The following is a 13,871-nucleotide window of genomic DNA, read 5'->3' on the forward strand; positions in this document are numbered from 1 at the left end:
TGGCCATCCAGGCAATCTCCACACAATCTCCACATTTCCTCCCCGAGGGCTCCACGCGGCGGGCAGACACTGCCCCCATCGCAAACGGAGCCTTACCCCATGAACAAGACCCTAGGTTTCAAGCTCGGCCTGATCGCCGTGCTGATCCTGCTGCTGCTGATCCCCTTGCTGATGATTGGCGGCCTGATCGACGAACGCCAGCAACTGCGCAACAACGTGCTGGGCGAGATCGCCGCGAGCTCCAGCTACGACCAGCTGGTCAGCGGCCCGGTACTGGTGGTGCCCTATCGCAAGTTCGAGCGGCGCTGGATCGACAAGGACGGCACGAGCGTCCAGGAGACCACCACGATGCACGGCAATCTCTACTTCCTGCCGGAAACCTTCGCGATGGATGTCGGTGTCGATACCGAGCTGCGCGCCCGCGGCATCTACCAGGCGCGCCTGTTCCATGCCAAGGGGCAGGTCAGCGGTCGCTTCAAGCTGCCTGAGCGCTGGGGGATCGAGAAGGACTACGACGACTACCGCTTCGACAAGCCGTTCCTGATGGTCGGCATCAGCGACATTCGCGGCATCGAGAACAGCCTGGAGCTCACCCTGGATGACCAGCGCCTGCCGTTCGAGGCCGGCAGCGGCGTCGACTGGTTGCCCGGTGGCGTGCATGTGGCCCTGCCGCAGTTCAGCGACCAGAAGGCCCGCGAGTTCGACTACGCCTTCGACCTGGCCCTGCTGGGCACCGGCCAGCTGGCGGTGCTGCCGGTCGGCCGCAGCACCACGGTAGACATGCGCGCCAACTGGCCGCACCCGAGCTTCGTCGGCAGCTACTTGCCCAGCCGCCGGGCGATCGATGAGAAGGGCTTCAGCGCCCACTGGCAGACCTCGTTCTTCGCCACCAACCTGGAAGAGTCCATGCGCCTTTGCGCGACCGTCGGCAAGTGCGGTGATTTCAACGAGCGTGCTTTTGGCGTCAGCTTTGTCGACCCGGTGGACCAGTACCTCAAGAGCGAACGGGCGATCAAGTATGCGCTGCTGTTCATCGCCCTGACTTTTGCCGGCTTCTTCCTGTTCGAAGTGCTCAAGAACCTCAGCGTGCACCCGGTGCAGTACATCCTGGTGGGCGTGGCCCTGGCGTTCTTCTACTTGCTGTTGCTGTCGCTGTCCGAGCACCTGGGGTTTGGCCTGGCCTACGGGCTGTCGGCGTCAGGATGCGTGCTGCTGATCGGCTTCTATCTGGTTCATGTACTGCGCAGCCAGGGGCGTGGCGTGGGCTTTGCGGCCGGACTGGCGGCGTTGTACGCGATGCTCTATGGGCTGCTCAGCGCCGAGGACTACGCCCTGCTGATGGGCTCGCTGCTTTGCTTCGGGTTGCTGGGTGTGTTCATGGTGCTGACCCGTCGGCTGGACTGGTCGCGGGTGGGGAGGGGCGTATGAGGGAGGATAGAGAGATCGGGCGCTGGTTGGCTGTGAGGATTGGCCAGCTATTTCCTGTGATACCGAGGTGAATTCTGGGGCTGCTCTGCAGCCCTTTCGCGACGCAAGGCCGCTCCTACAGACGATCGCGTAATCCTGTAGGAGCGGTCTTGTGTCGCGAAACGAGGGCGAAGCCCTCGCTGGCGCAGTCTCAGGCTAACGGAGCTGTAGCCACCATCGACGGTCGCTTTGCCACCTCGGCATACCACGCCGCCAGCCCTGGATACAGCCCACGCCAATCGAACTCAGGCTGGCGCAGGTCCAGATACCCCAACGCACAGGCCGCCCCGATCGCGGCGATATCGAACCCCGAGGCGATCTCAGCCAGGTGCTCGCGCTCCAGGCTCGCCAGGCTGCGGCGGATCTTCTCGCCCTGTGCCTGCACCCAACCGTCCCACTGCTTGTCCACCGGGCGCAGGAAGGTCTCGTAGCGGGTGGCCACTGCCGCATCCATGATCGCGTCGGCCTGAGAGGCCAGGGTCAGACGCCGCCAGCGTGCCGAGCCCTCGCGGGGGATCAGCGGCAGGCCAACGTGCTGGCTGTCGAGGTACTCGCAGATCACCCGGCTGTCGTGCAGCACGCTGCCGTCGTCCAGGCGCAGGGCCGGGATCTTGCCGATCGGGTTGCCCTGGTTGAGCTGCGCGTCGCCGTTCACCGGGCTGATGTTCACGCCCTGCACGGTGACGCGGTCCAACTGGCCGGTCTCGTGCAGCACGATCATCACCTTGCGCACGAATGGCGACAGCGGCGAATGGAACAGGATCATGGCTCAGTTGCCCTGCAGGCTGGGCGGCAGGCACACGCCGGTGCCGCCGATGCCGCAGTAGCCTTCCGGGTTCTTGGCCAGGTACTGCTGGTGGTAGGCCTCGGCGAAGTACACGGTCGGCGCCTGGGCGATCTCGGTGGTGATCTCACCGAAGCCGGCCTTGCCCAGCTCGGCCTGGAAGGCGGCCTTGCTCGCGTTTGCTTCATCGAGCTGCTGCGGCGAGGTGCAGTAGATCGCCGAGCGGTACTGGGTGCCGACATCGTTGCCCTGGCGCATGCCCTGGGTCGGGTTGTGCAACTCCCAGAACATCGCCAGCAGCTCGCGGTAGCTGACCCGGTTCTTGTCGAACACCACCAGCACCACCTCGGTGTGGCCGGTCAGGCCCGAGCAGACTTCCTCGTAGGTGGGATTGGGGGTGAAACCGCCGGCGTAGCCGACCACGGTGCTGACCACGCCTTCGCGCTGCCAGAAACGGCGCTCGGCGCCCCAGAAGCAGCCCAGGCCGAAGATGGCGAAGTCGATGTCGCCTTCGAAGAACGGGCCGAGCAGCGGGGTGCCTTCGAACACGTAGTGGAACTCGGGCAGGGGCATCGGGGTTTCGCGGCCGGGCAGGGCCTGTTCCGCGGTGGGCAGGACGTTTTTGTTCACCAGGATTTCCGAACGCAGGACCATGGCCGTTCCTCTGTGTCTTTTCAGTTGGACAGGTGTTGGCCCAATCGCCGGCAAGCCGGCTCCCTCAGGGTTATGCGTTCGACTGTGGGAGCCGGCCTGCCGGCGGTGAGGCCCGAATGGTTCCTATAGTGCCCGAGGTTGGCGCCGCTGTCAGTCCACCGGCCCACGCGGGTAGCGTCGCAGCTTGTCGTTCAGCTCGCGCCCCGGAATCGGCCGGTCGAACAGGTAGCCCTGGCCGACGTCGCAGCGGTGCCGGCGCAGGAACGCCAGCTGCTCGGGCGTCTCGATTCCTTCGGCGACCACCTTGAGCTTGAGGTTGTGGGCCATGGCCACCACCGCCGAGGTGATCTCCATGTCGTCCTGGTTGTCGGGGATCTCGTTGATGAAGCTGCGGTCGATCTTGATGATGTCGATCGGGAACTTCTTCAGGTAGCTCAGCGACGAGTAGCCGGTGCCGAAGTCGTCCATGGCCAGGGTCAGGCCCAGGGCCTTGAGCTCGTCGAGCTGGCGGTGGGTGTCCTCGGTGGCTTCCAGCAGCAGGCCTTCGGTCAGTTCCAGCTCCAGCAGGTGCGGCGGCAGGGCTTCTTCCTTGAGGATTCTGCCGATCGAACTGACCAGCTCGGGATCGGAGAACTGCTTGGGCGACAGGTTGATGGCCACGTGCAGGTTGCCGAAGCCGGCTTCGCGCAACTGCTGGCTCATGCGGCAGGATTGGCGCACCACCCACTTGCCGATGGGGATGATCAGGCCGGTTTCCTCGGCCACGCTGATGAACTGGTCGGGGCGGATCATGCCGCGCTCGGGGTGGTTCCAGCGCAGCAGCGCCTCCAGGCCGAGCAGGCGGCCGCTGCGCAGGCACAGCTTGGGCTGGTAGAACACTTCCAGTTCGTTCTGGGTCAGGGCGCGGCGCAGGTTGTTCTCGACGAACAGCTTGTAGCTGGCCTCGGCGTTGAGCACTTCGGTGAACACCTGGACCTGGTGCTTGCCGTTGGCCTTGGCCTTGTGCAGGGCCAGGCCCGCGTTTTTCATCAACGTGGCCGGGTCGCTGCCGTGCAGCGGCGCGCAGGCCAGGCCCACGGAGGCGGTGACGTTGATCAGCTGGTTGTCGACGAACATTGGTTTGTCGAGGGTGCGCAGCAACTGGTGGGCGACGCCCTGGCCATCTTCCAGGCTGGTGTCGTCCAGCAGCACGGCGAACTCGTTGCTGGCGAAGCGCGCCAGGCTGCCGCCGTTGGCCAGGCTGTTGCGCAGGCGCCGGGCCAGGCTGATCAGCAGCTTGTCGCCGGTCTGGTGGCCGAGGCTGTCGTTGATCCGCTTGAAGTTGTCGATGTCCACCAGCAGCAGGCAGATGGGGCTGGCGCTGTCGCGGGCGAAGCGCTCGTCGAGGTTGCGGATGAACGCCGGGCGGTTGCCCAGGTTGGTCAGGTTGTCGGTGTAGGCCAGGCGCTCGATGCGCTGCTGGGCCAGCTTGGTCTGGGTCACATCCTCGTAGATGCCGATGTAGTGGGTCAGCTCGCGGTTGTCGCCGTACACCTTGGAGATCGATAGCTGGCCCCAGTAGGGCTCGAGGTTCTTGCGCCGGCTTTTGAACTCGCCTTGCCAGCTGTTGCCCATGGCCAGGCTGGACGGTGAGTCGAACAGCAGCTCGCTCAAGTTTTCCAGCGCCGGCAGTTCGGCCAGGTGATGGCCCTGGACCTCCTCGGTGCTGTACTGGGTGATCGCGGTGAAGCTGGGGTTGACGTATTCCACCACGCCGTCGCGGTTGACCAGCAGGAAGGCGCTGGCGCTCTGTTCCACGGCGCGCTGGAACAGGTGCAGGGCGCTGGCGGCGGTACGCCGGTTGTGGTTGTTGATGACTTGGGCGAACTGGTCGGCCAGCTCGCCGGCGAAGGCGATCTCGTCCGACTGCCAGGCCCGTGGCTGGCCGGTCTGCTCCAGGCACAGCACGCCGACCACTTGGCCGTCGATGCGGACACTGGCATCGAGCATGGCGTTGTCGTCGGTGCTGTACAGCGATTCGGCCATCTCGCGGGTGCGCGGGTCGTGGCTGGCGTTGTGGGCGTCGATGGCGCGGCTGGCGTGCAGGGCTTCCAGATAGTCCGGAAAGCGGCTGGCGTCGATCGCCTCGGGCATGCGGTGCTGTTGGTCGCGGCTGTACCAGGCGCTGATCGGCTCCAAGCGCTGGTCGTTCAGGTACCAGATGCTGGCGCAGTCGACCTTGTAGATCTCGCAGGCACTGCGGGTGATTAGCTCGGCGGCTTCGAGCAGCGAGTTACCGATGCTGTAGCGCTGGCGCGCCAGGCGCAGGATCAGGTCCTGCTGGGCGCGAACCCGCTCCAGGTGTTCGAGTTGCTCTTGTTGGGCGCGCTGGTTCAGTTGCAGGGCCAGTTGCAGGCGGTTGTTGCGCGACTCCAGGTCGTTGGCGTCGAGGTCCGGTGTGTCCTGGCGGTGGTCGTCGCACACCGTCAGGTAGCCGCGCAGCAGCTGGCGGTTGTGCTGCTTGTAGCTCTCCCCGACCTCCAGCAGGCGCAGCGGCGCCGGGCAGGCGTGCAGGGTGTAGCTAACCCGGTAGTAGCCGCGCTGAGCCAGCTGCAGCTGGATCTCGTCGTGCAGCTTGTAGCGTGCTTCCGGCTCCATGAGGCTGGCGTAGGGCGAACCGATCAGGGCGCAGAGCTCGGCGGCGTGCAGGCCGAACTGGCGGTCGCAGGCCGGGTCGAGGTAAAGCATGGCCCAGCTGGCTTCGTTCAGCCGCTCGAAACGCAGCATGCCGAGCCGCGAGGGCACGGGAAGCTGCGTCACGACCTCGGCCGCCACACGGCTGGCGGCATCGGGTTGGCTTTTCATCGAAGACTCGCTTGAACTGGGGCGCGGCCTGGAGCACGGCGCATCGGGCAAGGTTGCATCATGTCCCTGGGGCTGGCAAGCGGCCATGGGGGATGCTATGAACAGGTTGTCGGCCAGTTGCATGAAATCTGTAGGCGCCAGCTTGCTGGCGAACCATCCACCTGTTCGCCAGCAAGCTGGTTTCTACAAGGCCGTGACATTCATGCGGGCAAAAAAAGCCCCGCCAATTGGCGGGGTTGAGGTACGAGCGTGGCAGCTCGAAAACGGGGCTGCCCCTCCGGGGGAGGGGCAGCGTGCAGCGTTACAGCAGCATGGTGCGGATGTCGCCCAGCACGTCGCCCAGGCGCTTGGTGAAGCGCGCGGCGGCGGCGCCATTGATCACACGGTGATCGTAGGACAGCGACAGCGGCAGCATCAGCTTCGGCTGGAAGGCCTTGCCGTCCCAGACCGGCTGCATGGTTGCCTTGGACACACCGAGGATCGCCACCTCAGGCGCGTTGACGATCGGCGTGAAGCCGGTGCCGCCAATGTGGCCGAGGCTGGAGATGGTGAAGCAGGCGCCCTGCATCTCGTCGGCCGAAAGCTTCTTGGTGCGGGCTTTCTCGGCCAGCGCGGCAGCTTCGGCAGCCAGTTGCAGCAGGCTCTTCTGGTCGACGTTCTTGATCACCGGGACCAGCAGACCGTCCGGGGTGTCCACGGCGAAGCCGATGTGCACGTACTTCTTGCGGATGATCGCCTTGCCGCTTGGCGCCAGCGAGCTGTTGAAGTCCGGCAGTTCCTTGAGCAGGAAGGCGCAGGCCTTGAGCAGCAGTGGCAGCACGGTCAGCTTGACGCCAGCCTTCTCGGCCACGGCCTTCTGCGCGACGCGGAAGGCTTCCAGCTCGGTGATGTCGGCGGAGTCGAACTGGGTCACGTGCGGCACGTTCAGCCAGCTGCGGTGCAGGTTGGCGGCACCGACCTGCATCAGGCGGGTCAGGGCCACTTCTTCCACTTCACCGAATTTGCTGAAGTCCACGGCCGGGATCGGCGGGATGCCTGCACCACCGGTAGCACCGGCGGCTGGAGCTTCCTTGGCCTTCTGCATCATGGCCTTGACGTAGACCTGCACGTCTTCCTTGAGGATACGGCCGTGCGGACCGGTGGCGGCAACCGCGCCCAGGTCGACGCCGAATTCACGGGCCAGCTGACGAACGGCCGGGCCTGCATGAACCTTGGCGTTGCTGCCGGCGGCCGGTGCGGTGGCTACCGGAGCAGGGGCGGCAGCGGCAGGCGCGGCGGCCGGTGCCGCTTCAGCCTTGGCCGGAGCCGGGGCAGCAGCAGGGGCCGGAGCAGCAGCCGGCGCGGCGCCAGCGACTTTCAGCTTGAAGATCAGGTCGCCAGTGCCGACTTCATCTTCCAGCTTGCACAGCACTTCCTCGACCACGCCGGCAGCCGGCGACGGGATCTCCATGGAGGCCTTGTCGGACTCCAGGGTGATCAGCGACTGGTCGGCTTCGACGGTGTCGCCGACCTTGACCAGCACTTCGATGATCTTGGCCTTGCCCGACGAGCCGATGTCCGGCACGTGGATGTCCTGCACGCTGGCGGCAGCCGGGGCTGCGGCCGGAGCGGGAGCAGGGGCGGCTTCGGCGGCAGGCGCGGGAGCCGCAGCCTGGGCAGGCGCGGCGGCTGGAGCCTCAGGCGCCGCAGCGGCGCCCTCGACTTCCAGGACCAGCAGCTCGTCGCCTTCTTTCAGGCGGTCGCCCAGCTTGACCTTCAGTTCCTTGACCACACCGGCCTTCGGCGCGGGGATCTCCATGGAGGCCTTGTCGGACTCCAGGGTCAGCAGGCTCTGGTCAGCCTCGATACGGTCACCGACCTTGACGAACAGCTCGATGATTTCACCTTCACCGCTGCCGATGTCAGGTACGCGAATGAGTTCGCTCACTTAAAAATACTCCTCAGCAGTCCAGTGGGTTGCGCTTGTCCGGATCGATGCCGAACTTGACGATGGCGTCAGCCACAACCTTGGGTTCGATCTCGCCACGGTCAGCCAGGGCTTCCAGGGCAGCCAGCACCACGAAGTGGCGGTCGACTTCGAAGAAGTGACGCAGCTTCTTGCGGCTGTCGCTGCGACCGTAACCGTCGGTACCCAGGACCTTGAACTCTTTGCTCGGCACCCACTGGCGAATCTGCTCGGCGAACAGCTTCATGTAGTCGGTGGAGGCGATGACCGGGCCCTTGCGACCGCCCAGGCACTCTTCGACGTAGGTCTTCTGAGGCTTCTGGCCAGGCTTGAGGCGGTTGGCGCGTTCCACGGCCAGGCCGTCGCGACGCAGTTCGTTGAAGCTGGTGACGCTCCATACGTCGGCGCCGACGTTGAACTCTTCGCGCAGGATCTTCGCGGCCTCGCGGACTTCGCGCAGGATGGTGCCGGAGCCCATCAGCTGTACGTGGTGCGCGGCTTCGCGGGTGTCTTCCTCGAGCAGGTACATGCCCTTGATGATGCCGTCCTCGACACCGGCCGGCATGGCTGGCTGCTGGTACGATTCGTTCATCACGGTGATGTAGTAGAAAATGTCCTGTTGCTCTTCGGTCATCTTCTTCATGCCGTCCTGGATGATCACCGCCAGCTCGTAGCCGTAGGTCGGATCGTAGGTGCGGCAGTTCGGGATGGTGCCCGCCATCATGTGGCTGTGACCGTCTTCGTGCTGCAGGCCTTCACCGTTGAGGGTGGTACGGCCGGCGGTACCGCCGATCAGGAAGCCACGGGTGCGGCTGTCGCCGGCGGCCCAGGCCAGGTCGCCGATACGCTGGAAGCCGAACATCGAGTAGAAGATGTAGAACGGCAGCATCGGCTGGTTGTGGCAGCTGTACGAGGTACCGGCGGCGATGAACGACGACATGGCGCCGGCTTCGTTGATGCCTTCCTCGAGGATCTGGCCCTTCTTGTCTTCGCGGTAGAACATCACCTGGTCTTTATCGACCGGCTCGTAGAGCTGGCCGACCGACGAGTAGATGCCCAGCTGGCGGAACATGCCTTCCATACCGAAGGTACGGGCTTCGTCCGGGATGATCGGGACGATGCGCTGGCCGATGTCCTTGTCCTTGACCAACTGCGCCAGGATGCGCACGAAGGCCATGGTGGTGGAGATTTCGCGGTCGCCCGAGCCGTCCAGGATCGCTTTCAGCGTTTCTAGTGGCGGGGTCGGCACGCTGAAGCTCTTGGCACGGCGCTGTGGCACGAAACCGCCCAGGGCAGCGCGGCGCTCGGCCAGGTACTTGGCTTCGGCGGAGCCTTCTTCGGGCTTGAAGAACGGCAGGTTCTCAAGGTCGGCATCCTTGACCGGGATGTCGAAGCGGTCACGGAAGTGACGCAGGCTGTCGACGTCGACCTTCTTGGTGTTGTGCGCGGTGTTCTTGGCTTCGCCGGCACCGGTACCGTAACCCTTGATGGTCTTGGCCAGGATGACGGTCGGCTGCTCTTTGTGGTTCACAGCCTGGTGGTACGCCGCGTAGACCTTGTACGGGTCGTGGCCGCCACGGTTGAGCTTCCAGATCTCGTCGTCGGACAGGTCCTCGACCATGGCCTTGAGCTCTGGGGTGTTGAAGAAGTGCTCACGAACGTACGCGCCGTCTTTGGCTTTGTAGTTCTGGTACTCGCCGTCGATGACTTCGTCCATGCGGCGCTGCAGGGCACCGTTGGTGTCCTTGGCCAGCAGTGGGTCCCAGAAGCGGCCCCAGACGACTTTGTTGACGTTCCAGCCACCGCCACGGAACACGCCTTCGAGTTCCTGGATGATCTTGCCGTTGCCGCGAACCGGGCCGTCGAGGCGCTGCAGGTTGCAGTTGATGACAAAAATCAGGTTATCCAGCTTCTCGCGGCCGGCCAGGGCGATCGCGCCCAGGGATTCCGGCTCGTCGCACTCGCCGTCGCCCATGAAGCACCAGACCTTCTGCTTGCCGGCCGGGATGAAGCCACGGGCTTCCAGGTACTTCATGAAGCGCGCCTGGTAGATGGCCTGGATCGGACCCAGACCCATCGATACGGTCGGGAACTGCCAGAAGTCAGGCATCAGCCATGGGTGCGGGTACGAAGACAGGCCGTTGCCGTCCACTTCCTGACGGAAGTTGTTCATCTGGTCTTCGCTGATGCGGCCTTCCATGAAGGCACGGGCGTAGACGCCTGGCGAGGCGTGGCCCTGGAAGAAGATCAGGTCGCCGCCGTGTTCTTCGGTCGGGGCCTGGAAGAAGTAGTTGAAGCCGATGTCGTAGAGGGTGGCGCTGGAGGCGAAGCTGGAGATGTGTCCGCCCAGGTCCGAGTCTTTCAGGTTGGTGCGCATGACCATGGCCAGGGCGTTCCAACGCACCATCGAGCGGATGCGGCGTTCCATGAACAGGTCGCCAGGCATGCGTGCTTCGTGGGTGACAGGGATGGTGTTGCGGTACGGCGTGGTGATGGCATACGGCAGCTGCGAGCCACTGCGGGTGGCCAGCTCGCCCATACGGGTCATCAGGTAATGAGCGCGGTCTTCGCCTTCTTTGTCGAGGACCGACTCCAGGGCATCCAGCCATTCCTGGGTTTCGATTGGATCGAGGTCTTGCATGGCTTGCTCCAGGGCGGAAAGGCCACCAGAATCGATGGCCTGAGTTTGCGACTGGCCTTATGGGCAGACGTCGTGAATTCTTGGATTACCGGACAGTCATCCGGCGCGGTGTAGTTTTACTACAAATGCTTTCTCATTTCATGCTTTGGCAGGTCATGAGTAGTAGTAAAACTACACAAATGCGACGTTTGGTCGCATCCCGGGTTGTGAGGAAAAACGTTCATGTTGGTTGGTGGTGTGTCGCTGATAGGTAGATCTTGATGGGTTTTGCCAATTTTTCGTCTATTTCAGCTATTTCCAACTTTTGTACGACAGTCCAACCGTGGTCCAACCCCCGTTTGCCCTGCGCAACCGCTCTCTTTCACGCCGATCAAGGATAGACCATGCGCCTGCCTTTGCCGCTCGATCTGCCTGCTTTCCTCCAACCGCTGGTCGCTCGCAACCAGCAATTCATGCGCGATGCCTTGATTGGTCACCCCGAGCTGGATCTGGACAGCCTGAGCGCCGAGCACCGACGCCAGTTCGACCAGGTCGCCGCCGCCAGCGATTTCGTCCTGGCCCAGGCCCAGCGTGATCCGGCGATGCTGTTCGAACTGCTGGCCAGCGGCACGATGGGCCAGGCCTACGCGCCGGGCCAGCTGCGTGCGCAGATCAACGCCGCGGCCGATGCCGCCCAGAATGAGGACGAGTTGGCGCGCAACCTGCGCCGCGAGCGCAACCGCCAGCAACTGCGCATCATCTGGCGCGACATTACCCGCCAGGCCGCGTTGCCCGAGACCTGCCGCGACCTGTCCGACCTGGCCGACGCCAGCATCGACGAAGCCTATCAATGGCTGTACCCGCGCCACTGCCAGCAGTTCGGCACGCCCATCGGCAACCGCAGCGGCCAGCCCCAGCACCTGGTGGTGCTGGGCATGGGCAAGCTGGGCGCGGTGGAGCTGAACCTGTCGTCCGACATCGACTTGATCTTCGCCTTCCCCGAGGGCGGCGAAACCGAAGGGGTCAAGCGCTCGCTGGACAACCAGGAGTTCTTCACCCGCCTGGGCCAGCGCCTGATCAAGGCGCTCGATCCGGTCACCGTCGACGGCTTCGTATTCCGCGTCGACATGCGCCTGCGCCCTTATGGCTCTGCTGGTGCACTGGTGCTCAGCTTCAATGCCCTGGAGCAGTACTACCAGGATCAGGGCCGCGACTGGGAGCGCTACGCCATGATCAAGGCGCGAGTGGTCGCTGGCGATCAGGTGGCCGGCGCGCAGTTGCAGGAGATGCTGCGGCCGTTCGTCTACCGACGCTACCTGGACTTCTCCGCCATCGAGGCGCTGCGCACCATGAAGCAGCTGATCCAGCAGGAAGTGCGGCGCAAAGGCATGGCCGACAACATCAAGCTCGGTGCCGGTGGCATTCGCGAAGTGGAGTTCATCGCCCAGGCGTTCCAGCTGATTCACGGCGGTCGCGACCTGAGCCTGCAGCAGCGGCCGTTACTCAAGGTCCTGACCACCCTGGAAGGGCAGGGCTACCTGCCTACGGCCGTGGTCGCCGAGCTGCGCGACGGCTATGAATTCCTGCGTTACACCGAGCACGCGATCCAGGCCATCGCCGACCGCCAGACCCAGATGCTGCCGGACGACCCGACCGACCGCGCGCGCATCGCCTACATGCTCGGCTTCGCCGACTGGGACAGCTTCCACGGCCAATTGATGCACTGGCGTGGGCGTATCGACTGGCATTTCCGCCAGGTCATCGCCGACCCGGATGAAGATGAGGCCGAAGGCGAACTGGTGGTCGGCGGCGAGTGGTCGCCCCTGTGGGAGCAGGCCCAGGATGAAGACGCCGCCTCCCGCCAATTGGAGGAAGCGGGCTTCCGGCAGCCGGCCGAGGCCCTGCGCCGCCTGACCGCGTTGCGGGCCAGCCCGACCCTGCGCTCGATGCAGCGCATCGGTCGCGAGCGCCTGGACGCCTTCATTCCGAGGCTGCTGGCCCAGGCGGTCGAGCACGACAACCCCGACCTGGTGCTGGAGCGGGTGCTGCCATTGGTCGAGGCCGTGGCGCGGCGCTCGGCCTACCTGGTGCTGCTTACCGAAAACCCCGGCGCCCTGCGCCGCCTGCTGACCCTGTGCGCCGCCAGCCCGTGGATTGCCGAGCAGATGGCCCGTTACCCGCTGCTGCTCGACGAACTGCTCAATGAGGGCCGGTTGTTCAGCCCGCCGTTGGCGCCGGAGCTGGCCGCCGAGCTGCGCGAGCGCCTGACGCGCATTCCCGAGGATGACCTGGAACAGCAGATGGAGGCCCTGCGCCACTTCAAGCTGGCCCACAACCTGCGCGTGGCCGCCTCGGAAATCAGCGGTAACCTGCCCTTGATGAAGGTCAGCGACTACCTGACCTGGCTGGCCGAGGCGATTCTTGACCAGGTGTTGGCCCTGGCTTGGCGCCAGACCGTGGCGCGTCATGGTCAGCCCAAGCGCAGCGACGGCACCCTGTGCGACCCGGGCTTCATCATCGTCGGCTACGGCAAGGTCGGCGGCCTGGAGTTGGGCCATGGTTCTGACCTGGACCTGGTGTTCATTCATGATGGCGACCCGAATGCCGAAACCGACGGCGCCAAGCCCATCGACAGCGCGCAGTTCTACACCCGCCTGGGCCAGCGCATCATCCACCTGCTGACCACCCAGACCAACTCCGGCCAGCTCTACGACGTGGACATGCGCCTGCGTCCCTCCGGCGCCTCGGGGCTGCTGGTCAGCTCGCTGGGCGCCTTCGAGCGCTACCAGCAGAACGAGGCCTGGACCTGGGAGCACCAGGCACTGGTGCGGGCCCGCGTATTGGTGGGTTGCAAGCAGGTGGCGACGGCCTTCGAGTCGGTGCGGGCGCAGGTCCTCGGCCAGCCACGCGACCTCGACAAGCTGCGCGTCGACGTCAGCGAGATGCGCGCCAAGATGCGCAACAACCTGGGCACCAAGCTCACTGCCGCCGGCACCGCGGGCAATGCCTTCGAGGCCGGTCAGCCGTTCGATATCAAGCAGGATGCCGGCGGTATCGTGGATATCGAATTTATGGTGCAATACGCCGCTTTGGCCTGGTCCCACGACCATCCGGCCATACTGCGCTGGACCGACAACATCCGCATCCTCGAAGAGCTGGAGCAGGCCGGGCTGATGCCCGCCGCCGACGCCGTGCTGCTGCGCGAGGTGTACAAGGCGTTCCGCTCGGCGTCGCACCGCCAGGCCCTGCAGAAGCAGGCAGGGGTGATCGATGCGGCGCAGTTTGTCGATGAGCGTCGTGAGGTAAGGCGGATCTGGAGTGAGCTGGGTCTGACTTGAGGTTGTTGGGGCCGCTGTGCGGCCCTTTCGCGACACAAGGCCGCTCCTACAAGGGATTGCGTTCCCTGTAGGAGCGGCCTTGTGTCGCGAAAGGGCTGCAAAGCAGCCCCAAAGGTTCATGCCTCACCACCGGTGGTACACTGTCCGCCACATAGCCTGAATATAAAGAGGGGAGGCCAGGTTGTAGCGCAGCCTGCAGCCTCCCCGAATGTTTCTGGA

The 13,871-nt window shown here is 64.7% G+C and carries 7 protein-coding genes; 2 read left to right on the plus strand and 5 right to left on the minus strand.

Annotated elements, in window-relative coordinates; translation table 11 throughout:
- The first annotated feature begins 99 nt into the window (after positions 1 to 99).
- Positions 100 to 1,428, plus strand: coding sequence for a cell envelope integrity protein CreD (gene creD / locus AC25ND_RS14830; RefSeq protein WP_028689098.1), 1,329 nt, complete (start codon positions 100 to 102; stop codon positions 1,426 to 1,428).
- A 190-nt stretch (positions 1,429 to 1,618) separates the two neighbouring features.
- Here the strand turns inward: creD and AC25ND_RS14835 are convergent, their stop codons facing one another.
- The 5 genes from AC25ND_RS14835 to aceE all read right to left on the minus strand — a co-directional run bounded on the left by AC25ND_RS14835 (position 1,619) and on the right by aceE (position 10,335).
- A complete protein-coding gene (locus AC25ND_RS14835; RefSeq protein WP_088851392.1) occupies positions 1,619 to 2,233 on the minus strand; it encodes a glutathione S-transferase in 615 nt (204 codons plus the stop codon).
- Positions 2,234 to 2,236: 3 nt separating this feature from the next.
- Positions 2,237 to 2,905, minus strand: a complete 669-nt coding sequence (gene msrA / locus AC25ND_RS14840; protein WP_186594726.1) for a peptide-methionine (S)-S-oxide reductase MsrA — start codon at positions 2,903 to 2,905, stop codon at positions 2,237 to 2,239.
- Between the two features lie 150 nt (positions 2,906 to 3,055).
- The gene (locus AC25ND_RS14845) at positions 3,056 to 5,749 is read right to left on the minus strand and encodes a putative bifunctional diguanylate cyclase/phosphodiesterase (RefSeq protein WP_486976407.1); all 2,694 of its coding nucleotides are present in this window, start codon (positions 5,747 to 5,749) and stop codon (positions 3,056 to 3,058) included.
- Positions 5,750 to 6,050: 301 nt separating this feature from the next.
- A complete protein-coding gene (gene aceF / locus AC25ND_RS14850) occupies positions 6,051 to 7,676 on the minus strand; it encodes a dihydrolipoyllysine-residue acetyltransferase (RefSeq protein WP_028689094.1) in 1,626 nt (541 codons plus the stop codon).
- Positions 7,677 to 7,689: 13 nt separating this feature from the next.
- Positions 7,690 to 10,335 carry a pyruvate dehydrogenase (acetyl-transferring), homodimeric type gene (aceE, locus tag AC25ND_RS14855; RefSeq protein WP_028689093.1) on the minus strand — a complete coding sequence of 882 codons (2,646 nt, stop codon included), beginning with the start codon at positions 10,333 to 10,335 and terminating at the stop codon, positions 7,690 to 7,692.
- A 383-nt stretch (positions 10,336 to 10,718) separates the two neighbouring features.
- On the opposite strand from aceE, the gene glnE reads away from it, so the two are divergent.
- Entirely contained in the window at positions 10,719 to 13,652 is a 2,934-nt protein-coding gene (glnE, locus tag AC25ND_RS14860; RefSeq protein ID WP_486976408.1) for a bifunctional [glutamate--ammonia ligase]-adenylyl-L-tyrosine phosphorylase/[glutamate--ammonia-ligase] adenylyltransferase, read from the plus strand.
- Positions 13,653 to 13,871: the final 219 nt, after the last annotated feature.

The sequence above is a fragment of the Pseudomonas sp. P110(2024) genome, assembly GCF_057480795.1.